We start from the raw sequence: 24,901 nt of genomic DNA on the forward strand, positions 1-24,901 counted from the left end.
CAATGCGACCTAAAGCCTTTATTTCTTTTGTTGGTTTTGTACTACTATTGGCCGCCACATGGTGCCCTTTGCTGCGCCCGTTCGGTTTGATGAACTGGGACCTGTACGATCTGAATAAACCGTACGGCATGGTGGTGTTGTTAATATCGGTAGTAGGTATAGCCGGTATCGTGCTTAAACAATACCAGGTTGCGCGCATAGCCGCCTGGTTAAGCCTGGCCCTGGTTGTGCTGGTTTACATAGCCGCTATAATGAAGGTAAATACCACTTTTAGTTTTATCCCGTTTAAAGGCCTGGCGGGTTCTTTAGCTAAACTTATCAAATTTAAATGGGGCTGGTACCTGCTATTCCTGGGGCCGGTGCTCAGTGTGTTTACAACGCCTAAACCCGTTGCCGATAGGGTAGTCATTTAGGTACACTGCACTTATATACACTTGTTAAGAGTATGCAGGGGTATGGGTTTTGTTTCATAAATTTTATTATTAGCTTTGATTCGTTTGCAGCGTAACAGCGTTGTAAGCGCGCACTACATCATTCTTTGCCTTAAACATGTTAAAGTTAAACTTTCGTACACAGGTTTTAACCGGGTTTGCTATCTCTATTTTATTGGTTTTTATTGTTGGTATTTTCTCGTACCGCAGTATTACCCAATTGCAAAACAACCAGTTAGACGTTGAACACAGCCAGGCCATAATCACTACCTCCCGCAACGTATTGCAAGCACTTGTTGATGCCGAAACCGGTATGCGTGGTTATGTAGCAACAGCCAAACCTAAATTTCTTGATCCGTACAATGAGGCTTTACCCCAGATTAACCAGAATACCACTAAACTGGAAGCACTGATACAGGCCGACCCTGATCAGCAAAACAATGTAACAGCCCTAATTGGTTTAAGTAATCGTCAGCTCGCGTTAATGAAAACCAACGTAGACAAGCGCGAAGAACTGGGCCTTGAGTTTATGGTGGCGCACAATATGCTCATTAACGGTAAACAGATCATGGATAGCATAAGGGCTACCATTGAAAAGATAAACCTGGTTGAGAATAAATCGCTCAATGATGGTAAGATGAAGTCGGCAGAGGCTGCCAGCCAAACTATCTTTACCATAACGGTTGGTTCTTCAATTTTCCTCATTATTATTATAGTATTATTCATTTACATCCAAAAAACCTTCGAACAACAAAAGAAAATTGAAGCCGAGGTAAAGGCCGCTAATTTTGAACTGGGCGAGGTACTGGCCGAAAATGAGAATAAGAACTGGTTGCTCACCGGCATGAGTAAGTTGAGCGAAAGAATGCAGGGCCAGCAAAGCGAAAAGGAATTAACGGCCAACGTGCTTACAAAGCTTTGCCGTTACACAGGTGCTATTACCGGCACCCTGTATTTGTATAATGAAAAGGAATCAGAATTAGAATTAAACGCTTACCACGCTTTCCATAATGTTGATGCTCTAAAACATAAGATCAAGCTATCAGAAAGCTGGCTTGGCCAGGTTGCAAAAGACCAGCAGGCGGCCACTATAAAAGGGCATTTGAGCGATAAGCTGCACCTCGAAACTTCCATTATTAGCCAGGAACTGGCCGAGATACTTATTGTGCCGTTTTTCTATGATAAGCAATTAAAAGGTGTAATAGAACTTGCTTACCAGGATCAATTATCAGACCGTAACAGAGAATACATTTTAACAGCGGCCGATAGTATTGGTATTGCCGTAAATACCGCCCAGGCGCGCACCATTATGCACGACCTGTTCGAAGAAACGCAGCAGCAAGCCGAAGAACTGGAAGCACAACAGGAAGAAATGCGGGTAACCAACGAAGAGTTACTCAACAAAACCGAAATGCTGCAGGCTTCTGAAGAAGAGCTGCGCGTACAGCAGGAAGAACTGCGCACCATCAATGCCGAACTGGAAGAAAAAGCCAGTTTGCTTGAAGAAAAGAACCAAGCCATTGAAGAAGCGCGTGCAGCTATTAATGTGAAGGTAAACGAGCTGGAAACTACAGGTAAATATAAGTCTGAGTTTTTGGCTAATATGAGCCATGAGTTGCGCACACCATTAAATAGTATACTGGTACTCGCCCGCATCTTAAAAGATAATAAGACCGACAACCTGAGCGAAGATCAGATCAAATATGCCAGTGTGATATTTAATGCCGGTAACGACTTGTTAACGCTTATAAACGACATCCTCGACCTGTCTAAAATAGAATCGGGTAAGATGGATATGCAGAACGATGATGCGAAGGTAAGCGAGATATTACAGGACATGAACATGCTCTTTACCGAAGTAGCACGTAACAAGAAGATCAACTTTACCCAAACTGCAGTTAACGTTCCTAACGTTATATTCACCGATAAACATAGGGTAGAGCAGGTAATTAAAAACCTGCTGTCTAACGCTTTTAAATTTACTAAAGAGAATGGCAGCATTTCTATTGATGCTAAGCCGGGAATTGAACCTGATACCATTAGCTTCACTGTTAAAGATAGTGGTATAGGTATAGCGCCAGAAAAACAGCGGGTTATTTTTGAAGCTTTCCAACAGGCCGATGGTTCAACCAGTCGTAAATATGGTGGTACTGGTTTGGGTTTATCTATCAGTCGCGAGTTGGCCAACTTGTTAGGTGGTTCTATAAGCCTCGCCAGCCAGGTAGGCGAAGGTAGCGAGTTTACGCTTACCATACCTTTCCAAGCCAAACACGTAGCACCGCAACCTGATGATGAGCCGGTATTGCCGACAGTAGAAAACTTCAAGCCTTTGGGTAATTTCCTGCAGCCTGCTAAAGCACAGCCATTGGCACCCGGCCGTACGGAGCCCTTGGTGGTTATTGTAGAAGACGACAAGAACTTTGCCGATATTTTGCAGGATTACGCCAAAGAGCACGGTTATAAATCGGTAATGGTACATGAAGGCACCCATGCTGCACAAATTGTAAAAGAGCAAATGCCCGATGCGGTAATTCTTGACATTATGTTGCCGGGTAAAGACGGCTGGCAAATATTGAGAGAAATAAAAGCCGACGAAGCTACGCAACACATCCCTGTGCACTTAATGTCGGCAGGCGAAGCCGCTGCCAACAAGGTACGTAAAGAAGGCGCCATCAGCTTCATGAAGAAGCCCATTAACACCGAGACGCTGGATAAGCTTTTCAACGATATGATGAGCCAGAGCGGCGTACAGTTCAAGCAAATATTATTGGTTGAGGATCATGAGGCGCAAAGCCAGGCTTTAAAAGACCTGATGCAAAAACAAGGCATTACGGTTGACCAGGCATTTACCGGCGAGCAGGCATTCACCATGCTTCAGAATAACGATTACCAGTGTGTGATCCTTGACCTGAACCTGCCCGATATTTCGGGACTCGATTTGTTAGACCGTATAAAAGCCATAGAACGCTTTGCCGAATTGCCGGTTATCGTTAATACCGCTATGGAGCTGGATAAAACTTCGGTTAACCGGCTCATGCAGTATGCCAATGCCATGGTTATGAAAACCAACAAATCGGCCGATAGGCTTATTGACGAGGTTAACCTCTTTTTGCATAAGGTAAGCAGCGTACCTGCGGCTGCCAAGCCATTTACCGCGCCTAAAGGTAAAGACTTGCTCAAAGGCAAGAAAGTGCTTGTGGTAGATGACGATATGCGTAATATTTTTGCCTTGAGCAGCGCATTGCAGCAATACGACCTTTTGGTAGAAATTGCCAACGATGGTGATGAAGCCCTCGAAAAGCTGGAATCCACACCGGATATAGACATTGTATTGATGGATATTATGATGCCTAAGATGGATGGTTATGAAGCCACCAGGCACATACGCAAGCAAAACAAATGGAACAAGTTGCCCGTAATAGCGTTAACTGCAAAAGCTATGAAAGAAGACCGCGAAAAATGCCTGGCAGCAGGTGCAAATGATTACATCACTAAGCCAATTGATATGGATAGGCTTATATCGCTGATGCAGTTGTGGTTAGAGGGGTAAAATATGACTGGAGATAGTACCGAAGAAAGAGGCCTTACATCTGCGGAGATTACCGATTTGATTAACCTGGTTAAACGAATTCATGGGTTTGATTTTTCGGGTTATTCTAAAGCGTCTTTAAAAAGAAGGCTTACGCGTATCATGCAGCTTAAACGGCTGGAGTTTTATGACCTTAAGCACATGCTCATTAATGATAATGCATTTTTTCAGCATTTTTTAGAGGAAGTTACTGTAAACGTTACCGAGATGTTTCGCGACCCTTTGTTTTACAAGGCACTTAACAGCCAGGTATTACCTTATTTGTCTACTTACCAGCACGTTAAAATATGGAGTGCAGGTTGTTCAACAGGAGAAGAGGTTTACTCGTTAGCCATCCTTTTAAAGGAGAGCGGTTTGCAGTCAAAATCATTTATTTACGGTACCGATATTAACACCGAAGTATTAAAAGAAGCCAAGCGCGGCATATTCAGCTTGCGCAAGATTAAATCATACGCCGAAAATTATCAGTATTCTAGCTTACCCGGTACCATAACCGATCACTTTACCATTTTGTATGATGCGGCAACCATACATACGGAGTTAAGGCAAAATACCCTGTTCTCGGTACATAATCTCATATCCGATAATGTGTTTAATGAGTTTCAGCTCATTAGCTGCCGCAATGTATTTATCTACTTCGAGTCGCACCTGCAAGAAAAAATATTAGACCTTTTTTACCGCAGTTTGTGTCCGTTAGGGTTTTTGTGCTTGGGGAGCAAAGAAGCCATCAGGTCAGATTCGTTCAAGAAAAGGTTTAAAACCATCAACGCAAAAGAAAACATCTACCAAAAAATTGGCACTTAACGATGATATGATCAAGCGATGGCAGGAATCAAAAGTTCTGCTGCTTGGAGGCTCGGCCGGGTCTTTCAAATTGCTTTTTCGTGCCGTAAAATATTTTACGCCCAGCCTTAATAAAACGGTGATCATTATCATTCACCGGAAAAAGAACTTTTTAAGCGAGATAGAAAAACTGTTTGCCGATCATAGCCGTATGTACCTGCGCGAAGTGGGGGATAAGGATAGCATTGACAATAACACCATATATATTGCACCCGCCAACTATCATACGCTTATTGAAAACGAAGGCCAGTTTAGCCTGGATGTATCAGAAGCGGTGTGGTATTCAAAGCCATCAATTGATGTAACTTTTGAAAGTGCAGCCGAAGTATTTAAAAATAATTGTACGGCCATATTGCTCTCGGGCGCAAACCAGGATGGAGCCAACGGATTGCTTAAACTGCGCAAGCAAGGTTCGCTAACCATAGTTCAAAATCCGGCTGAAGCTGAAATGGCAGATATGCCTGCTGCCGCCATAAATTTAAAGGCAGCCGATTACATATTAAATACGGAAGAAATATTTCAGTTATTGCAGATTTAGCTTTCTGTTTCATAACTTTATAGAGTAAAATATGAGTGTTATTAATATATTAGTTGTAGATGATAGGGAGGAAAATATAGTTGCGCTGGAAGCACTGCTTAAACGCGACGATATTAACATCTTATCAACCACATCGCCAAATGAAGCTTTACGCATTGCCTGGGAAAACACCATCAGTGTAGCTTTGGTTGACGTGCAGATGCCTGATATAGATGGCTTTGAATTGGTAGAAATGCTTAAAGCAAATCCGCGTACCAAAGACATACTTGTTATTTTTGTTACCGCCATATCTAAAGAAGCCAAATATGCCGTAAAAGGCTTTGGCACCGGAGCGGTAGATTATCTTTATAAACCGCTCGATCCTTATATAACTTCGGCCAAGGTTGATGCTTTCATTCAGTTAGCACAAACACAAAAAGAAATCAGGGCAAAGAACGAAGAGTTGCAGAACTATGCTATCATGGTAAAAAACTCGGCCGATGTTATTACAACGGTAGATGCGCAAACCTTTCGTATACAATCAATTAATCCTGCCGTATTTAAAATATTTGGTTACCAGCCCATTGAGTTGCTGCAACGCAGTATCATTGATTTGGCTGCTGATGACAGCCAACCCCTATTCCGCAAAAAGTTATCTGAAATTGTGAACAACAATTTAAGTTATGCAGTGTCGGAATACCAGTTTGAAACCTTCGATAAGCGCACCATTTGGGCAGAGTGCCGTACCACTTACAGTAACAAAACTTTGTTCCTGAACATTAGTGATGTATCGCCTCAAAAAAGCTATCAGCAGGAGCTTATCAAATCAAAAGAAGCAGCAGAGCATTCCAGAAAAATTAAAGAAAACTTCTTGGCTAATATGAGCCACGAGCTGCGCACACCTGTTAACGGCATTATTGGCCTCACCAGCATGCTACGCAAAAGTACGCTCGATGATCAGCAGAAAAACGTGATCGACTTGTTGGAGGTTTCATCACAATCGTTATTAGGGGTTATTAACGATGTACTTGATATTTCTAAAATAGAGGCAGGCAAGTTTAGTATCATTCGCAAGCCCAATGATCTTAAAGGCGTTGTAAAGTCTGTTATTGACCTGCTTAAATATAAGGCCGATGAAAAGAATGTTGAGCTGATGCTCGAAATAGCGCCCGATGTACCTGAAACTATAATGTTTGATGCCCTGCGTTTGAATCAGATATTGATGAACTTGCTGAGCAATGCCATTAAGTTTACAGATCGTGGCTATGTAAAGTTGCAGCTCTCTGCAGTACAAAAACTTAACGATAACGTTAAACTCAAGTTCAGTGTAATTGATAGTGGCATAGGCATTCCATCTGACAGGCTTACCAAGATATTTGACTCTTTTGAGCAGGCCGAGCAAGATACCATTGTGAAATACGGTGGCACCGGTTTAGGACTAACCATTGTTAAAAAACTCATTGAACTAAAAGGCGGTGAACTAACCGTTAGCAGCCAGGTGGGCAGTGGAAGTGTATTTAATTTCACTAACTGGTACACAGTAACTGATAAGCCCAAAACAGTGCGCGATAACGACAGTAGTTCGCTGCGCGCGCTGGAGCCTTTTAATGAGGTGAACGTATTGGTTGCCGAAGATAACCTTGTAAACCAGTTCATGCTTTCTAAGATGCTTAAAGACTGGAACGTGAACGTAGAGATTGTTGACAACGGACAAAAGGTGATAGATAAACTGATAGCGAAAGATTTCGACCTCATTTTGATGGATACCCACATGCCCGAAATGAATGGTTACCAGGCTGCTAAAAACATCCGCGTAAACTTTACCGAGCCCAAAAGAAGTATACCCATTATTTCGCTATCGGCGGCCACGTTTGATCATGAGCAGCAGCAGGCCCTTTCGGCCGGGATGAATGATGTATTGGCCAAACCTTTTCAGCCCTATCAGCTTCATGAAAAAATGAAAAAGCTTTTGGATGCCGAAGCGGTAAAGACTAAGTTATTGGGCTAACAAAACCGTACTTCATATACTAAATTTTCACAACCCAAGACTATCATTCCCCCGGCATTCTGCCAAAGGCACTATTTAAAATTACGCTATATTTGCGCTGATGGAACTTTTGCGCCAAACAGGTTATCTGCTCAAGAAAGAAATATTGCTGGAGTGGAGATCAAAATATGCATTTAATGGCGTATTGCTCTATATCGTTTCAACTGTATTTGTCTGTTACATTGCATTTAACCTCACACCGGGCTTTGAAAAGAGCCAGGGTTATGCTGTAGTGTGGAACGTGCTGTTTTGGATCATTATCCTATTTGCTTCTGTTAACGCTATTGCCAAAAGCTTTTTGCAGGAAAACCGCAGCCGGCTACTCTACTATTATACCATAGCCAGTCCGCAAGCCATCATTTTATCTAAAACTATATACAACACTTTGCTCATGAGCTTACTGAGCGTGTTGGCCTTAGTGGTGTACATGCTTTTCTTCAATAATACCGTGGGCGATGGCTGGTGGTACTTTTTGGTGGTATTGGCCGGTAGTATTACCTTTTCTACGGTATTTACCATGGTTTCGGCCATTGCCGCCAAAGCCGGAAACAACGGTACATTAATGGCTATTTTAAGCTTTCCTGTTATCATCCCTGTAATTATGTTGCTGGTAAAAATAAGCAAGAGCGCTATGGATGGGGTAGAACGCAGCCTTACCTATGGTAATTTTGCGGTGCTCGGCGCCATCAATGTAATTGTTATTGCTATATCGCTTATACTTTTCCCTTTCCTTTGGCGCGATTAAAACCTTATTTAAGCAAGTAACGTGTTTGCTGCCTTATGCTAAGAAGTGTTAAATAGATAGCTGGTAATTGCTATTTTACATCAATAATTACGCAATTATATTACATTTACACAGCATAATTAGTCACGTTAAATAAGGCTGTATTTTGGCATGCGTATATACCTGGTTTTTCTTTTAACCTTCTTTTTTGCCGGCGTTGCAAGTGCTCAAACCACTGGTACCATAACCGGTAAAGTAATTAATGCCGACTCTAAATTACCCGTACCAAAAGTCAGCGTATTTTTAAGCAACGCCACTTATGGTACTGTTACGGCCGAAGATGGCACCTTTACGCTACGCGGGGTCAAAGCCGGTCAGTACGATTTGGTGATGACCGCCGTGGGATTTGAAGATTATAACCAGCAGGTCTTAGTGGGCAGCCAAGTTATTACCATCAATGCAACGCTTAAAACGCAGGTTATGCAGCTACGCGATGTAGTGGTGATGACCAATGCCGACTGGAAACGTAATTATGCCATGTTTTTAACTGAGTTCTTCGGCACATCGGCCTATGCCAGGCAATGCAAAATAACCAACCCGCACGAACTGACACTTATTTACCGCAAGTCTAAAAAAACACTCGAAGCCTACTCTTACGATTTTGTGAACATCGAAAATAAGGCGCTGGGCTACCGTATTCGTTTCCTGCTTAAATCTTTTAAGAGTGATAAACTAAACAATATTATTTCTTGGCAGGGAAGGATATTGTACGAGGAAATGCCGGGCAGCGCAAGCCAGAAGAAGAAATGGGAAGAGCGTCGGCAGGACATCTATTACGGATCGAACCTGCATTTTTACCGCTCGCTGGCTAACGGTAAGTTTGACCAAGATGGTTTTGTAATGCGCATACTGGCCCGAAAGCCTAATCTTCACCGGCCCGATGAAGAGTTGATTCAACGTAAGCTTGACAAGTTTCAAAGCGTTAACCGTGACTCGATGAATTACTGGCTGGACAAATACAACATGTCTAAGTACGACGAAACGTTGTACCGCTTGCCACTTAGGCCTGAGCAGGTAGTACAAAAAACAGACCGGCCCGGCCTGTATGCACTTGCCTTCCCCGAATATCTGTATGTTACCTACACCAAAAAACGCGAACTTCAAGACTTTAAAGATGTTTACCGCCCGCTTGATATGGAAAATTGGGAAACCAGCATCATCACCTTATATAAGCCTTACGTGTTGTTCGACGCTAACGGGGCAGTAGTTTCGGCACAGAGTACGTTGTACGAGGGCACTTGGTCTAAAAACAAAATAGCCGAACTGTTACCCGTAGATTACGTTCCATCGGCTGATTATACGCCGCCATATTTAAGGCAATCGGCTATGCGCCCGTAGCTACAAAAGCTATGTAAGCATAGTATTTAAAAGTAATTTGTTATACCTTTGCCGCGTTCAAATACATATGAAGTTTATATATCAGGCCTGGTGGAAAATTTTAGGGGTATTATTGGTAGTTTATACCATTATTGCCGGCTTTCTGTTTACTGTACCGGCGCTTCCTATTCTGCATGAAACTATCCGCAACGTATACTTCCATGTTCCTATGTGGATGGCTATGTTCCTGGTTTTCGGTGTATCCGTATTTTATAGCATCAGGTATCTGGCCAGTGGTAAGGAAGAGCATGACCTAATCGCCATTGAATGTGTTAATACCGGCATTATATTTTATGTATTAGGTTTAGTTAGCGGTATGCTTTGGGCCCGTTATGCATGGGGCGAATACTGGAGCAACGATCCTAAGCAAAACAGTGCTGCCATTGCCTTCCTGCTATACTGTGCTTACCTCGTACTGCGTAATGCCATTGATGAAGAGCAAAAGCGTGCCCGTATTTCGGCTATCTACAACATATTTGCTTTTCCTATAATGATCGTGTTGCTGTTTATCCTGCCGCGGTTAACAGATTCGTTACACCCCGGTAACGGTGGTAACCCGGCTTTTGGTAAATACGACATGACTAATGAAATGCGTGCCGTATTGTACCCCGCGTTTATTGGCTGGATGATAATTGCCTTATGGATTGCAACCTTACGCTACAGAATCCGTTTAATTGAAAACAAACAAAATTCCCTCTAATACCATGATCAAGAAACTGGTTTGCCTGGTTATATTTTTAACAGGATACGTATCTGCCTTTGCACAGGATGTAGAAATGGCCGATACCATGCGTAGTTCGGGTAAAATATATGTGGTGGTGGGCACCATTGCCATTGTGTTTATAGGGCTTGCCATCTATTTATTTACAATAGACAGACGCTTAACCAAACTTGAAAAACACAACGATTAGAACTTTTTTCGTTTAATACTATTGTATCATCAACTTAAACGCTTATAAGCAAATTACTGTACCAATTATTTACTCAATCAATAAATTATGGATAACATAATCATAGCAGATCAGGAAACACACTTCTTTAACGATGTGTGTACATACTTTGATCACGCAGCTCAATTTACCAAGCACGATGCCGGTTTATTAGATCAAATTAAATCATGCAATAGTGTATACCGTTTCCGTTTTCCTATACGTAAAGGTAACGGTTTCGAGGTTATTGATGCCTGGCGTGTAGAACACTCGCATCACCAGTCGCCTACCAAAGGCGGTATCCGTTACAGCGAAATGGTGAACGAAGATGAGGTAATGGCCTTAGCTGCTTTAATGACCTACAAGTGTGCTATCGTAAACGTACCTTTCGGTGGTGCTAAGGGTGGTATTAAGATCAATCCTAAAAACTATACCGTACAGGAGTTAGAAAATATTACCCGCCGTTACACGGTAGAGTTAATTAAAAAGAACTTCATCGGCCCAAGCATCGACGTTCCGGCACCGGATTACGGATCGGGCGAGCGCGAAATGAGCTGGATTGCCGATACCTATGCTACCATGAACCCCGGCCAGGGCGATGCCTTAGGCTGCGTTACCGGTAAACCCATTGCCTTGCACGGTATTGCAGGTCGCCGCGAGGCTACTGGTCGTGGTGTGGCTATTGCCGTGCGCGAGTGTGTTAACGTAGGCGAGGATATGCAAAAAATTGGCTTAACCGCCGGCCTTAATGGTAAAAAAGTAATTGTGCAGGGCTTGGGTAACGTAGGTTACTATTCTGCAAAATTCCTGACCGAATTTGGTGCAACCATTGTTGGTTTGTGCGAATTTGAAGGTGCTATTTACAACGAAGACGGATTAGATTTCGACGCTGTTTTCCAACACCGTAAAGCAACAGGTTCTATCTTAGGTTATGCCGGTGCCACTAAAGAATTTACTACCTCGGGCGAAGGTTTAGAGCAGCCATGCGATATATTAGTTCCTGCTGCGTTAGAGAATCAAATCACTATTGAGAACGTAGGCCGTCTTCAGGCTAAAATTATTGCCGAAGGTGCTAACGGACCAACTACTCCTGAAGCTGAAGCTGTATTTTATGCTAACGGTGGTATCATCATCCCTGATATGTATGCTAATGCCGGTGGTGTAACCGTATCTTACTTCGAGTGGTTGAAAAACCTTTCGCACGTATCATTCGGCCGTATGAACCGTCGTTTTGAAGAAAACTCTAACCTCAATTTAGTAAATATGGTTGAAGGTATTACCGGAGTAGCTCTATCGCCGTTGCAACGCTCTACCATCATTAAAGGAGCTTCAGAATTAGAATTGGTTAACTCAGGCTTAGAAGATACCATGATCCGTTCTTACCACGAAATTCGTGAAACTTACAAGAACAACCCAGGCATTGATACCTTGCGTACTGCTGCCTTTGTGGGTGCTATTAATAAGATTGCCGTGAGTTACCAAAACTTAGGTATCTGGCCGTAAGTAATAACTTCAAACAAATATCATAAATAGCGGTAACTAATAGTATACCGCTATTTTTTTTAGTTTGAATCAGCAAGATCGTATAGCCCAAATCGCTTCAAGAAGCAAAAGCGCCGAAAGGCGGATCAAGAAGCTGCAAAAGAAAAGGGTGCTTTTAGGTGGTGCGTTTGTTTTAGCGCTTCTTTGCTTAGTCGTATACACCGATAACGCTTATGCTAAAACTTTGATAAGCCTGCCTAAAGCGATAATTGCCGGTGCATTATGTGGTACTATATTTTCGTTGCTTTTACCCAAAGGGCTGAGATTAAATTTAGGGTCGATCACTCTATTGGCCGCCGCCTCCAGCAGTATTTTTTTTGCGCTAAATACTAATCTTGGTGATGTGAAATCGGAAATTGTAAAAGTGCCTATCATTAAAAAGTCTATTTCCACCGGACGAAATGCTGGCCCTTATGTGATCATTAAATACGATGGTTTTGATAAAAAATTGTCGGCGCGTGCACCGGCCTTTGTAGTGGCAAGTAATTATGTTTTGTTAAACATTAAAACCGGTTGCTTGGGTTATAAAGTTATTACCACCTATCAATTAGTTTCAAAGTAATCAAAAAAAGGTGTTCACGAAGCGTTAAAAAGAGTTCACGCTTTGAACTCTTTGCGTAGCATTTACGCCTGATTAGCCGACCAGATAAAGAAAGCGTTCAATAATACATAACTGCATAGCAACACTTGTGCACAAATGAAGTCTATTTTCATGGCCTTTTCTACCTGGTTGCGTTTAATCAGCATCAGGGTGTAAGAGGTAGATATAATAACGGTCAGGATAAACAGCAGCGTTAAGCCATGCAGCATATCTACCAGTGTAAAGGTGGTTGATTCGGGCAGGGCAGAGTCTATGATATATTTATTACCTATTACGGCAAACAGGGCACCCACGCTCAAACCAAACCTCGAATCAATACTGTCTACATGGATATAGAAGCACATGTAGGCAATGAGGAAGGCTACATACATACCCAGAAAAACCTTCCAGAACAAGCCCATGGCATCGCGGCCTATCACCATCCGTACTTTGTAATTGCTGTATTCGGTATGCGGTTTGGCTACGCTTTCATCGCCGAAGGCCGTTTCATATTTCTTAATGCCGGTGCTGATATTGAGGCTGTCAATATTCCATCCGCGCAGCGTAAACCTTGGGTCGAAGTGCTGGCCAAGGGTATCGGCCACGAATACCATGGCATCCGAGTCAAACTGCGAATTCTCGATAGAAAACCGCAATCGTTGCTTATCAAACGGGAAGTTGTTAATGGCCCAAGTCTCTTTCATGACACATTGCAGCTTCATCAACAGGTAAATCTTACCATTGGCACTATCAATGGTAGAAAAAGATTTTTCTACCGTTTTAGCCTGGGGTACTTCCAGGTTCTTTACAAAATCAAAGTCTTTATTTTTGTACTTGAGCCATAGCCAAAGATCAACGGTATACTCTTTGTCCTTAAAATTAATATCATGAATACTGGTAATGTAAACGCCGGTGCGTACGGTATCGGGGCCTTTGGCCTTGGCTTGTAACGATATTACCGCGAGCAGGAGCAAAATAATGTAACGTAGGAGAGGATGTTTCAAAGCAGTAAATGACTTAACTAATAACCGCATTAAGTTAGTAATGATTTTTGAAATGTGTTGCTTTTTAATCAAGAATAATTCTAAATAAGATATATCGCTTGTAATAAACCGTATTAGCTTTACGTTTTGTATTTTTGTAAATTGATTTACAGCAGGTAATATCTTCATGAAAAAAAGTTCAATATTAGGTATTGTTGTTATTGCTATAGCTATAGCCGTAATTATCAGCACTTACTCAAACACAAGTACTTATGGCTCTTTCCATGATGCCGAAAAAACGCAGGACGAGCTGCACATTGTTGGTCATTTAAACAAAGGCAAGCAATTATATTACGAGCCTACCAAAGATGCCAATTACTTTTCTTTTTACATGCTCGATAATAAAGGCGAAGAGTGCAAAGTGGTTTTTACAGGTACTAAACCACAGGATTTTGAGCGTTCGGAGCAAATTGTATTAACCGGACAAATGCGCGGCAAGGAATTTCATGCTTCAAAAATACTGATGAAATGCCCGTCAAAATACACGCAGGATAAGATAGAAACCACCGAGGCTACTGCTACAACCAAGCAAGCCAATATTTAATTGAATGGATACAGTTTTTAAAGGGGAGCACCTCATGCCGGGGCACCTTGGACAGTTTTTTATTATACTTTCCTTTGGTACGGCCTTACTTTCAACCATTAGCTATTACTTCGCTACTACCCAAGCCGATAAGTTAGACCAATCCTGGTTTCGCTTAGGGCGCTTAAGTTTTTATGTAAATACAATTTCGGTAGTGGCTATTGGCTCCTGCCTTTTCTACATTATTTATAACCACCTCTTTGAATACCATTATGCCTGGGCGCATTCATCGCGCACGTTGCCGGTATACTACATCATTTCCAGTTATTGGGAAGGGCAGGAGGGTAGCTTTTGGCTATGGACTTTTTGGCAAGCCGTTTTAGGTAACATCCTGATTTGGAAAGCTAAGTCGTGGGAAAAACCGGTGATGACGGTAGTAAGCCTTTCACAGGTGTTGTTAAGTTCGATGCTGATCGGCGTAGAAGTGTTTGGCGCCCGCGTGGGTAGTTCGCCTTTCATTTTGTTGCGTAACGCTATAGAAGCTCCTATATTTAGTCAGCCTGGCTATCTTGAGTTTATCAAGGATGGTAATGGCTTAAACCCGTTGCTTCAAAACTACTGGATGGTTATTCACCCGCCAACGTTATTCCTTGGTTTTGCTTCGATGATTATTCCTTTTGCTTATGCGGTGGCCGGTTTATGGCAGCGCAGGTATAAAGAGTGGATAGCTGCGGCTATTCCGTATGCTTTGTTCGCCGTAATGATCTTGGGTACAGGTATTATCATGGGCTCGTTCTGGGCCTATGAATCGTTAAACTTTGGCGGTTTCTGGAACTGGGACCCGGTGGAAAATGCTTCTGTGATTCCATGGTTAGTTTTGATTGCTGCCGTGCACGTCATGATCGTTTATAAAAACTCAGGTCATTCTTACTTTACGGCTACGTTACTAACCCTGTTAAGCTTCGTTTTGGTGCTTTATGCATCGTTCATGACCCGTAGCGGTATTTTGGGCGAAACCTCGGTACACGCCTTTACCGATTTGGGCATGTTTTGGCATTTGGTTATTGATGTGCTGGTGTTTTTTGCCATTATGGTGGGCTTGCTCATTTGGCGTTGGAAAGAACTGCCTATCAATAAAAAAGAAGAAGAAACTTATTCGCGCGAGTTTTGGATGTTCGTAGGTTCGGCTTTCTTAGGTTTGTCTTGCTTACAGTTAGTGGTAGTAACCTCTATACCCGTTTGGAATGCGATGTTTAAAACGCATATAGCGCCACCTACCAATCCCATTACTTTATATAATATTTTTCAGGCCGGCTTTGCATTCGTGGTAACGCTGTTTATGGGTTTCACCCAGTTTCTGAAATACAAAAAAACCGATACTACCCGTTTCTTTATTACCACGCTGGTTTATATGGTGGTTTCTGCCCTGGTTACTGGCCTTATTATTTACATTACCGGCTTGTACAAACTTAAGTTTGTATTTATGCTGGCCATGTTTGGTGCGGTTTACGGCGTGCTCGCTAATTCTAAAATACTATCAGAAGCATTAAAAGGTAAGATCAAACTCGCCGGATCGGCTGTGGCTCACATAGGGTTCGCATTGCTATTAGTGGGCGCCTTAATTGCCGCCGGTACCAGTAAAGTGGTATCACAAAACGAAACAGGTGTTATACAGGTTAAAGGTTTTGAGAAAGCTGGTGATGCCCGTGAAAACATCATGCTTTACAAGAATCAGCCTGTACAAATGGGCGATTATAAAGTAACCTACATTGGCGACTCGTTAGTAGCGCCTAACCATTACTTTAAGGTAGATTATAAAAGGTACGATGCTGCAGGCAAGGTTACCGAGCACTTTATTTTAAAGCCAAACTCGCAGGCTAATGCCAAATTCGGACTGGTTTCATCGCCCGATACCAAGCATTACCTGTTGCACGATCTGTATACGCACATTACCGCTGCGCCTATCAAGGAAGAGGAGAACATGACAGCAGGTACAACAGGCGACAGCCACGAGCACGAAGCTAACGATGATAAGAACTATGAACCGCCTGTGCCTTACCAGGTTGCCGTGGGCGATACCATTCGTTACCGCGAAGGATATGTGATTCTGCGTAGTTTGAACAAACAACCAAAGCTTCAAAATATACCGTTAACAGGTAACGATGTGGCCGTTGGTGCAGTGCTCGAAATTGTATCACACGATATTAAGTACACTGCCGAACCGGTATTCATGATCAAGGGCGGTAACAGTTTTGATTTTCCGCGTAAGGTAGATGATGCAGGTTTAAAGCTGCGTTTCTCCAAGATCATTCCGCAGGAAAATAAATTTGAGATCACCCTATATCAGCAGCCCGAGCGCTCTAAGGCTTACATTGTAATGCGTGCTATCAACTTCCCTTACATCAACTTCTTTTGGGCAGGTACTATCATTATGGTGATAGGTTTTGTAATGTCGATATTCAGGAGATCGAAGGAATTGAAAGTGGTATAATAATAATCACATAATTAAACAGCCTGCATATAGAAACATATGCAGGCTGTTTGTTTTTACCAACAAAGACAATATGCGTATAACCCTCATAGGCTCGGGCAATGTGGCCACTCACTTAGGTGCTGCCCTTAAAAATGCTGGTCACCACATTGTGCAGGTATACAGCCCCAATGCTCATAACGCTGCCTTGCTGGCTTACCATATTAAAGCCGAGCCCATTATTAATTTAAAGGATATTCACGCTGATACCGACTTATTCATTATCAGCGTAAAAGATGATGCCATTGACGAAGTTGCTGCTGCATTGGCAGTGCATCAAAAGCCCATTGCGCATACCTCGGGTGCCACAGCCTTAAAGGTTTTATTAAAATATACGGAACACGCAGGCGTGTTTTATCCGCTGCAAACCTTTAGCAAAACCCGCGAGGTAGATTTTAGGCAGGTGCCCATGTGTATTGAAGGTGCTTACGAAGATCTGTCGATAATGTTACGGCAACTGGCTCAAACCATCAGTAATAATGTGCAGTACGTAAATTCTGACCAACGTAAAATATTGCATTTAGCTGCTGTGTTTGCCTGCAACTTTCCAAACTACCTGTATCATGCCTCACAGCAGTTGTTAGCCGGTCACGGGCTCGATTTTAACTTATTGAGGCCGCTCATTATAGAAACTGCACATAAGGTAGAGCAACAATTGCCCTCCGGTATGCAAACCGGGCCTGCCATAAGGCACGATCATAAAACAATGGAGGCCCATTTGCAGTTGCTACATAACAACGAGTTAATGCAAAATATTTACACCCTGTTAAGTCAGGCTATCATCAAAATGGATGATGGTAAACATAGCGTTGAGTAATTTTGTTACTTTTGCCAAAATGGACATTTTTAAAGTTAAAATAACCTTCGAAGAAGCGGACCATGCGCCGGTTGAATTAGCGATTGCCGAAGGCGAATCGGTACTGGATGTATGCCTCGAAAACGGTATTGATCTGCAGCACAATTGCGGTGGTGTTTGCGGTTGCAGTACCTGCCATGTATACGTAACCAAAGGCATGGATAACATCCAGGAAATATCAGACAAGGAAGAAGATTTTATTGACCGCGCTATCAATCCGCGTATTACCTCGCGCCTGGGCTGCCAGTGTGTGATCATCGATGGCGACATTGAGGTTATTATACCCGACCAGTCGCAGTTTATGGGACACTAATTCAGTTGTCTGTTGCCGGTTTTCAGTTGCCGGAATCAGCAGACACTGAAAGTGAAATAGCAGACAAAAGAAAACCGAACACAGACAACTAACAACAACATGAACGACGATAAATTTGCGCTACCGATACACTGGAACGATTACGAAGACATTGCTATGGGACTTTATGAAAAGTTTGGTGATGATTTTAATGAATCGAAAATATACCGCATCCGTTTTACCGATCTGACCGACTGGGTTTTAACTATCCCGCATTTTTCCGGTAAGCGCGAGGAAGTTAACGAAGGTCACCTGGAGCAGATCCAATCGGCCTGGGTATACGAATGGCGTGATAATCAATAATTTTTAGTAGGATTAATTGAATTAATTCCTTAAAATTGTTTGATTTGATTAAATAATTACAAAAAACTTTGCTTACAAAATTTAAAGACATCACCACGTTCATTTTTGACGTGGATGGTGTGCTAACAGACGGATCGGTTTATGTGAACGATGCCGGGGAACAAACCCGCGCGTTCAACATTAAAGACGGGTATGCCCTGCAGCTGGCTGTTAAATGCGGGTATAACGTGTGCGCCATATCGGGCAGTCGTTCTAAAATTGCCATGCACCGTTTAAACAGCCTCGGCATTAAAGATGTATTTTTAGGATCGGGTGTTAAAACTGAAACCTTTAAGGTTTACCTTAATGAGCGTGGTATTAGCCCTATGAATGTGATGTACATGGGCGATGATATACCCGACCTGGAAGTAATGCGCCAGGTAGGTATGCCGGTTTGCCCCGCCGATGCTGCCGAAGAAATTAAAGAACTTTGCGAATATATATCACCACTGGGTGGCGGCAAAGGCTGTGCCCGCGATGTAATTGAAAAAGCGCTCAAAATTCAAGGCAAATGGATGGGTGCCGAAGCTTACAGCTGGTAGGCTCTCGCTAATAGTTGATGGTTCAGAGTTCATGGGAACTGCAGCTATGTAGGTGTTAGTTCATAGTTGTTAGTTCATAGTTCATGTCTCCTGTTAGCTATGTGATGTATTAATTCCATGAACTACAAACAATAAACCATGAACCCAAATCTTCCCAAAATCATTCTTGCTTCTAAATCACCGCGCCGGCAGGAGCTGTTGCGGCAAATGGATATAGATTTCAGGATAGTACTGAAGGAAGTAGACGAGTCTTACCCCGACCATTTAAGTCCTGAAGAAGTAGCCGTTTACATTGCCGAAAAGAAAGCGAAAGCCTACGACGGTACCGTGACCGACGAAGCCGTACTCACCGCCGATACCATTGTTTGTATAGACGGTTTGATCTTGGGTAAGCCGGATGACGAAGCACACGCTATAGCGATGTTAAAGCGCCTGTCGGGCAGGGTACATAAGGTAATTACCGGCGTTTGTATTGTTTACAAAGGCGAGTACAATCTTTTTCATGATGTATCTGAAGTGTTTTTCCGTACATTGAACGATGAGGAAATTACCAATTACGTAACGCAATATAAACCCTACGATAAAGCCGGAGCTTACGGCATCCAGGAATGGGTAGGCATCACCGCCATCAAGCGCATAGAGGGCTCGTATACTAATGTGGTAGGCTTGCCAACCGAAAAGGTTTACCAGCAGTTGCTGCGTTTAAGCAAGTAACTCTAATATTTAATAAATACCGTCATCTCGAACGTAAGTGAGAGATCTTGTTCAAAATGCAAAGTGTCGAGAATCATAGGTAAACAGGTTCTCTCGTTATTACTCCTGAACGGCAAGTCAGGATTAAATGCAAAATAACTCCGCCAGTACGCCCTCTTTAAGCGAGTACGCCGACATTACAACGTTGCTTACCTCCAATTTCTGCATAACGTACTGCGTCAGGAGCGAAGCCACCACGATCATATCCACCCTGACAGGAATAATTCCCTTTGTAGCTGCCCGTTCGTCATGATTGGCATGTATAATTTGATTGGTATGCTTAAGCAACTCTTCTTCCTTAAAGTAATAAGTCTTATTTTCCTTTAAATCGAAAGTCTTGTTTTTTCCCAGTTCAATAAGTTCGGCAAAAGTTTCAAACGCACCCGAGGAGCCTATTAAGTTGCTAATGCTGTGATTGGTTAAGGCTGAATAAAGCGGGTCCAGTTGCTTGTCGAGGTATTTGTTAAGCGATGTAACTTCGTGAGGTGCGATAGGATCGGTTTGGTGAAATTTAGCCATTAGCCTGGCTGCGCCAATTTCGAAGCTTTGCTTGTAAAATATTTCATGGTTATTGGTCAGTATAAATTCTACACTGCCGCCGCCGATATCCATAATCAGGCTGGTTTCTGTGCCCAGACAGCCCGATGCTCTAACACCCTGGTAAATGTATCCTGCTTCGGTATCTCCGCTGATGGTTTCTATATGGATGCCGGTATATTGTTTAACCTCATCTATAAACTGTTGCCCGTTAGATGCACTGCGCAGTGCTGAGGTGGCTATAGCTTTTACCTTGCTAACCTTGTGCTGCTCAATAATGCCCTGGAACGATATCAAAGTATCCAAGCCTCGTTGGTAGGCATCAGGTTTAATGGTGCCTTCGTTAATGCCGCCTTCGCCCAATTTGACACCTACGTATTCGTGCTGTAATTCTTTAAAAAAGTTTTCGGCGTCGGGTTCGGCAATAAGTAAGTGGAAGGTATTTGTACCAAGGTCCATAACCGCAACGCGAGCGCCCGTATCCTCTGAAAGGGAAGTATGATTATTCTTTAAAGACATATCGGTTAATGACACCAAAGCTCTTAAAATGTTTTAAGCCCTCTTTGCGGGAGGGCTTAAATTTTATATGCAATTTCAGGTTCCCCTTTTAAGGGGAAGTGGGGACTGTTACTCTTTATAGAAGAACCACTTCACCAGTTCGCTGTAGCTGGCTTTTTTGCCGTACATTAATATACCCACACGGTAAATACGCGATGCTACCCAGGTAGTAAATAAAAACCCAATCACCATCATACACATAGACAATATAAGTTGCCACGTTGGCGGATCGAAGGGTAAGCGTACCATCATGGCTACCGGTGCCGTAAATGGCACCACAGATAGCCAAAATGCCAGGCTGCTATCAGGATTCTGCGCCAGGAAACTTACCGAAATCAAATAAGTGAACAGCAAAGGCATGGTAATAGGGAACATAAACTGCTGTGTTTCTGATTCGCTATCCACCGCCGAGCCTACCGCTGCAAACAAGGCACTGTAAAGCAGGAAACCCGTCAGGAAGTAGAACAGAAAGCAGCTGATGATAAAGCCGAAAGGTACGTTCTTTAACCCTTCTAAAAAGCCCAGCATCGGGCTTTGTGGTGCCGCAAAGTACTTGTTGGCAATAAAGCTCACCGCTAACGAAAGCAGAATCCACAGAATGAACTGCGTCAAGCTTACCAATGCTACGCCAATAATTTTGCCCAGCATCAACTGAAACGGTTTAACAGACGATACAATGACCTCGATAATACGATTGGTTTTTTCCTCAATAACACCGCGCATTACCTGCGCACCATAAATAAACAGCGACAGGTAGATCATAATAGCGCAGGCTACACCAATAACGTAAAGCGCACCAATGTTCGATTCCTTTTCATCACCGCTATCGGTCAGTTCTTTAGCACTGATAGAAATATCACTGCGGATGTTACTCAATTGTTCCGCATTAATGCCCTGGGCTACCATGTTATTATTGGTGGCAATATCATTCAGCTGGCGTTCTATGGCGTTAGAAACCGACATGTTGGGCTTCTTTTCAGAGAGCACCTGTACTGCCTTGGGCTGGCCATAAGTTTTCGGAATAAACAATACGATATCGTCTTCGTGCTTTTTGAGGTCTTTTTTGGCTGATGCCAATGGTGCATTTACTTTTTCAAATTTGATGCTTTTACCGTCTTTCAACTTGCCCGCAAAAACACCGCTTTCGTCTATCACCTTAACCGTGCGAACGGTATTTAACTCGCTGCTGTTTTTATAGATGAGGTACATTACGGCATACATGGCCAGCAATAGAACCGGTACCAGGAAAACAGTAACCAAAAAAGCCTTTTTGCGCACCCTCGACAGGTATTCTCTTTGTATAATGAGTAAAACTTTGTTCATGGTTTAGCCTATTTTGTTAACGTTTTGAATAAAAATTTCGTTCACACTGGGTATTACCTCCTGCAGGTGGGTAATGCTTACCTGCGGCAGCAAGTACTGCAACACCTCGTTCACCGATGAACCGTTTTTCAATTGAAGACGAATGCTGTGGCCTTCTTCGGTAACGGCGTCGCTGATCTCGGTGAAGGGTTCTGTGCCGTTCAGCTGTAGCTTGTTGCCGGTATACGCTATCATGAAGGTATTGCTGCGATAAGAGTTACGAATATCTTTCACCCGGCCATCCAGTATCTTGTGCGATTTATGAATGAGGGCAATGGAGTTACACAGTTCCTCCACAGATTCCATACGGTGGGTAGAAAACAAAATGGTGGCACCTTTGCGGTTCAGTTCCAGGATCTCATCCTTGATAACTTCGGCGTTAACCGGGTCAAATCCGCTGAAAGGTTCATCCAAAATGATCAGATCGGGTTCGTGCAAAACGGTGGCCACAAACTGTGCTTTTTGCTGCATACCTTTAGATAGTTCTTCTACCTTTTTATCCCACCAATCCTGTATCTGTAGTTTTTCGAACCAGTATTTAATGCGCTTGGTGGCCTCGGCATGGCTTAGTCCCTTAAGGCGGGCCAGGTAAACAATTTGCTCGCCAATAGCCATCTTTTTGTACAAACCGCGCTCTTCGGGCATATAGCCAATACGCTCAATGTGCGATTGGTTGAGCTTTTGTCCGTCGAAATAGATCTCGCCCGAATCGGGTGCTGTAATTTGATTAATGATACGGATGAGTGAAGTTTTACCGGCACCATTTGGCCCTAAAAGACCGAATATTTGCCCGCCGCTAACTTCCAAACTCACATCGCTTAACGCCGTATGGCCGGCGTATTGTTTCACAATATTGCGTATACTAAGCATATGTAAACAGATAAGGTTGCTTTAGATGATGAAATTTATTTTTAGAGAACGCTTTTAACGAAATGTTACAGATCGCCGCTTAAATCATTATCTAAATACTGCGAAGGCGAATTAAAGTATTGTTGGAACAGGTAAACAAGGTAACATTCAACTATGGCAGGTATAATATTCACTAATGCAATGGAACGAATTGATGACATGGGCAGTGCCATTTTGTAAAGAATATACGGAATAGCAGAATTTAAAATAACCATCAAAAGGATAGTTATGCTGTAAATTCTGAATGCATTTTTGAAATATTGATTTTTGATGAGGAATGACTGGACTATAAAAAAGATCAACATTAATAGATTAACTGCCCCCAAGGCTTTAAATATGTTTGGATCGGATACCCTGGAAAAACCGGCCATTAAAAATACAGCAATCATGAATGCTGAAAAAATAAAGGCCATCGAACGCCAAATGTTTTCCTTAATTAAACTCAAGGCGTGGGCAAAAAACAGCGTGATGGCAATATTCATAACAGCGCCGGTGTAATAAACAGCGTTAAGAAATTCATTGATGGAATTGTTTCCAAGCACCTTTAGCCCAATATAAGAAATAAGAAAAGATAAAACGCGAATGCAACTCAAGATGAGCACTAAGGTGGTTAAGGTATTTCGGTTGTTCATATCAAACAAGTTTACATAAATTAATACGCATAAAAAAAGCCTTAATTTTTAATTAAGGCTTTTCATTCTATAATCTAATTTATACTTATTCAAAGTATTCTTTCATACGTTCAAAGAAACTTTTTTCGTTCTTACCCGGGCTTGGTTTAAAGTTGGGTGAGTTTTGCAGTTTCTCCAGCATGTCGCGTTCTTCGCGGCTCAGGGCTTTTGGCGTCCATATGTTAATGTGTACCAACTGGTCGCCGCGGTGGTAAGAGTTTACCTCGGGTACACCTTTGCCTTTCAGTCGTAGTATTTTACCACCCTGGGTGCCAGGCTCAATCTTGATCTTGGCTTTGCCATCAATGGTAGGCACTTCAACGCTGGTACCTAAAGCGGCATCTACAAAGTTAATGTGCATATCGTAAATTACGTTGTTGCCATCGCGTTTCAGTGTTTCATGAGGGATTTCTTCGATCAAAATGATCAGATCTCCCGGAACACCACCACGTGGGGCTGCGTTACCTTTGCCGCCCATGCTTAGCTGCATGCCTTCGCTTACCCCGGCTGGTATGTTAATGCTGATGGTTTCTTCGCCACGCACTATACCATCGCCATGGCAAACATTACATTTGGCAGTAATGGTACTGCCCTCGCCGTTACAGGTAGGGCAGGTGCTGGTAGTTTGCATCTGGCCTAAAATGGTATTGGTCACCCGGCGCACTGCACCCGAGCCACCGCAGGTTTTACAGGTGCTGAACGATGATTTATCTTTAGCGCCTGTACCATCGCAGGTATTGCAAAGTACCTGCTTGTTTACCTTAATTTTCTTTTCAACGCCGTTGGCAATTTCTTCTAACGTTAAGCGAACCTTAATGCGCAGGTTGCTGCCGCGGGCAACCCTGCGGCCACCTTGCTGACGGCCACCGCCGCCACCGCCAAAGAAACCTTCGAACGGACTACCGCCGCCACCGCCAAAAATATCACCAAACTGGCTGAATATGTCGTCCATATTCATACCCTGGCCACCATAACCGCCACCACCATTAGGCGATGAAGCATTGGCCGCATGACCAAATTGGTCATAACGCTGACGTTTATCGGCCTTGCTTAATACTTCGTAAGCTTCGGCTGCTTCTTTAAAACTCTCTTCGGCTGCTGCATCGCCCGGGTTTTTATCCGGGTGATATTTAATAGCCATCTTGCGGTAAGCCTTCTTAATTTCATCTTCGCTGGCCCCGCGTGCTACACCTAATATATCGTAATAATCTCTTTTTGCCATTTTTTTATGGTTATTAGTTATTAGGTTATTGAGTTATTGATAGTGCTTTGTTCAGCCTGATC

Annotated in this window: 24 protein-coding genes; 18 read left to right on the plus strand and 6 right to left on the minus strand. The window is 42.9% G+C overall.

Going from position 1 to position 24,901, the window contains the following annotated elements; translation table 11 throughout:
- Nucleotides 1-2 precede the first annotated feature (2 nt).
- From IEV61_RS08995 to IEV61_RS09045, 11 genes are all read left to right on the plus strand, one after another.
- Nucleotides 3-413: a hypothetical protein gene (locus IEV61_RS08995; protein ID WP_188415832.1), complete on the plus strand. Its 411-nt coding sequence runs from the start codon at nucleotides 3-5 to the stop codon at nucleotides 411-413.
- Nucleotides 414-549: 136 nt separating this feature from the next.
- Nucleotides 550-3,981: a response regulator gene (locus IEV61_RS09000; protein WP_188415833.1), complete on the plus strand. Its 3,432-nt coding sequence runs from the start codon at nucleotides 550-552 to the stop codon at nucleotides 3,979-3,981.
- A gap of 3 nt (nucleotides 3,982-3,984) precedes the next feature.
- Complete coding sequence (locus tag IEV61_RS09005; RefSeq protein WP_188415834.1) at nucleotides 3,985-4,824, plus strand: CheR family methyltransferase; 840 nt, start codon at nucleotides 3,985-3,987, stop codon at nucleotides 4,822-4,824.
- Nucleotides 4,825-4,831: 7 nt separating this feature from the next.
- A complete protein-coding gene (locus tag IEV61_RS09010; RefSeq protein WP_188415835.1) occupies nucleotides 4,832-5,401 on the plus strand; it encodes a chemotaxis protein CheB in 570 nt (189 codons plus the stop codon).
- Between the two features lie 31 nt (nucleotides 5,402-5,432).
- Nucleotides 5,433-7,388 (plus strand): hybrid sensor histidine kinase/response regulator, encoded by a 1,956-nt coding sequence (locus tag IEV61_RS09015; protein ID WP_188415836.1) that lies wholly within the window; start codon nucleotides 5,433-5,435, stop codon nucleotides 7,386-7,388.
- Nucleotides 7,389-7,488: 100 nt separating this feature from the next.
- Entirely contained in the window at nucleotides 7,489-8,172 is a 684-nt protein-coding gene (locus IEV61_RS09020; RefSeq protein ID WP_188415837.1) for a heme exporter protein CcmB, read from the plus strand.
- Nucleotides 8,173-8,322: 150 nt separating this feature from the next.
- A complete protein-coding gene (locus tag IEV61_RS09025; RefSeq protein ID WP_188415838.1) occupies nucleotides 8,323-9,549 on the plus strand; it encodes a carboxypeptidase-like regulatory domain-containing protein in 1,227 nt (408 codons plus the stop codon).
- Between the two features lie 37 nt (nucleotides 9,550-9,586).
- Nucleotides 9,587-10,288 (plus strand): cytochrome c biogenesis protein CcsA, encoded by a 702-nt coding sequence (gene ccsA, locus IEV61_RS09030; protein ID WP_262890598.1) that lies wholly within the window; start codon nucleotides 9,587-9,589, stop codon nucleotides 10,286-10,288.
- A gap of 4 nt (nucleotides 10,289-10,292) precedes the next feature.
- Entirely contained in the window at nucleotides 10,293-10,499 is a 207-nt protein-coding gene (locus tag IEV61_RS09035) for a CcmD family protein (protein ID WP_188415843.1), read from the plus strand.
- Nucleotides 10,500-10,586: 87 nt separating this feature from the next.
- Nucleotides 10,587-12,020 carry a Glu/Leu/Phe/Val family dehydrogenase gene (locus IEV61_RS09040; RefSeq protein WP_188415844.1) on the plus strand — a complete coding sequence of 478 codons (1,434 nt, stop codon included), beginning with the start codon at nucleotides 10,587-10,589 and terminating at the stop codon, nucleotides 12,018-12,020.
- A gap of 64 nt (nucleotides 12,021-12,084) precedes the next feature.
- A complete protein-coding gene (locus tag IEV61_RS09045; RefSeq protein WP_188415845.1) occupies nucleotides 12,085-12,621 on the plus strand; it encodes a hypothetical protein in 537 nt (178 codons plus the stop codon).
- Nucleotides 12,622-12,683: 62 nt separating this feature from the next.
- Here IEV61_RS09045 and IEV61_RS09050 read toward each other — a convergent pair whose 3' ends face one another.
- Nucleotides 12,684-13,643 carry a ligand-gated ion channel gene (locus IEV61_RS09050; RefSeq protein WP_188415847.1) on the minus strand — a complete coding sequence of 320 codons (960 nt, stop codon included), beginning with the start codon at nucleotides 13,641-13,643 and terminating at the stop codon, nucleotides 12,684-12,686.
- Nucleotides 13,644-13,809: 166 nt separating this feature from the next.
- Between IEV61_RS09050 and IEV61_RS09055 the strand changes: the two genes are divergently transcribed.
- The 7 genes from IEV61_RS09055 to IEV61_RS09085 all read left to right on the plus strand — a co-directional run bounded on the left by IEV61_RS09055 (nucleotide 13,810) and on the right by IEV61_RS09085 (nucleotide 19,541).
- On the plus strand, nucleotides 13,810-14,226 hold the full coding sequence (locus IEV61_RS09055; RefSeq protein ID WP_188415854.1) for a cytochrome c maturation protein CcmE domain-containing protein: 417 nt from the start codon (nucleotides 13,810-13,812) through the stop codon (nucleotides 14,224-14,226).
- A gap of 4 nt (nucleotides 14,227-14,230) precedes the next feature.
- Nucleotides 14,231-16,696, plus strand: coding sequence for a cytochrome c biogenesis protein CcsA (ccsA, locus tag IEV61_RS09060; RefSeq protein WP_188415862.1), 2,466 nt, complete (start codon nucleotides 14,231-14,233; stop codon nucleotides 16,694-16,696).
- Nucleotides 16,697-16,769: 73 nt separating this feature from the next.
- Nucleotides 16,770-17,552 carry a Rossmann-like and DUF2520 domain-containing protein gene (locus IEV61_RS09065; protein ID WP_188415865.1) on the plus strand — a complete coding sequence of 261 codons (783 nt, stop codon included), beginning with the start codon at nucleotides 16,770-16,772 and terminating at the stop codon, nucleotides 17,550-17,552.
- 19 nt (nucleotides 17,553-17,571) lie between these two features.
- Entirely contained in the window at nucleotides 17,572-17,904 is a 333-nt protein-coding gene (locus tag IEV61_RS09070) for a 2Fe-2S iron-sulfur cluster-binding protein (RefSeq protein ID WP_188415867.1), read from the plus strand.
- A 99-nt stretch (nucleotides 17,905-18,003) separates the two neighbouring features.
- Nucleotides 18,004-18,246, plus strand: coding sequence for a Fe-S cluster assembly protein IscX (gene iscX, locus IEV61_RS09075; RefSeq protein WP_188415869.1), 243 nt, complete (start codon nucleotides 18,004-18,006; stop codon nucleotides 18,244-18,246).
- Nucleotides 18,247-18,314: 68 nt separating this feature from the next.
- The gene (locus tag IEV61_RS09080; RefSeq protein ID WP_188415871.1) at nucleotides 18,315-18,827 is read left to right on the plus strand and encodes a KdsC family phosphatase; all 513 of its coding nucleotides are present in this window, start codon (nucleotides 18,315-18,317) and stop codon (nucleotides 18,825-18,827) included.
- Between the two features lie 138 nt (nucleotides 18,828-18,965).
- Nucleotides 18,966-19,541 carry a Maf family protein gene (locus IEV61_RS09085; RefSeq protein WP_188415873.1) on the plus strand — a complete coding sequence of 192 codons (576 nt, stop codon included), beginning with the start codon at nucleotides 18,966-18,968 and terminating at the stop codon, nucleotides 19,539-19,541.
- A 123-nt stretch (nucleotides 19,542-19,664) separates the two neighbouring features.
- Here the strand turns inward: IEV61_RS09085 and IEV61_RS09090 are convergent, their stop codons facing one another.
- The 5 genes from IEV61_RS09090 to dnaJ form a co-directional block, all read right to left on the minus strand.
- Nucleotides 19,665-20,636, minus strand: coding sequence for a Ppx/GppA phosphatase family protein (locus IEV61_RS09090; protein ID WP_188415875.1), 972 nt, complete (start codon nucleotides 20,634-20,636; stop codon nucleotides 19,665-19,667).
- A 108-nt stretch (nucleotides 20,637-20,744) separates the two neighbouring features.
- Complete coding sequence (locus IEV61_RS09095) at nucleotides 20,745-21,998, minus strand: ABC transporter permease (RefSeq protein ID WP_188415877.1); 1,254 nt, start codon at nucleotides 21,996-21,998, stop codon at nucleotides 20,745-20,747.
- Between the two features lie 3 nt (nucleotides 21,999-22,001).
- Nucleotides 22,002-22,907, minus strand: a complete 906-nt coding sequence (locus IEV61_RS09100; protein ID WP_188415879.1) for an ABC transporter ATP-binding protein — start codon at nucleotides 22,905-22,907, stop codon at nucleotides 22,002-22,004.
- Nucleotides 22,908-22,972: 65 nt separating this feature from the next.
- Nucleotides 22,973-23,578 carry a hypothetical protein gene (locus IEV61_RS09105; RefSeq protein WP_188415881.1) on the minus strand — a complete coding sequence of 202 codons (606 nt, stop codon included), beginning with the start codon at nucleotides 23,576-23,578 and terminating at the stop codon, nucleotides 22,973-22,975.
- Nucleotides 23,579-23,663: 85 nt separating this feature from the next.
- On the minus strand, nucleotides 23,664-24,839 hold the full coding sequence (gene dnaJ / locus IEV61_RS09110; RefSeq protein WP_188415883.1) for a molecular chaperone DnaJ: 1,176 nt from the start codon (nucleotides 24,837-24,839) through the stop codon (nucleotides 23,664-23,666).
- Nucleotides 24,840-24,901 lie beyond the last annotated feature (62 nt).

The organism is Mucilaginibacter galii (assembly GCF_014635825.1).
In the GTDB taxonomy this organism is placed as follows: domain Bacteria; phylum Bacteroidota; class Bacteroidia; order Sphingobacteriales; family Sphingobacteriaceae; genus Mucilaginibacter; species Mucilaginibacter galii.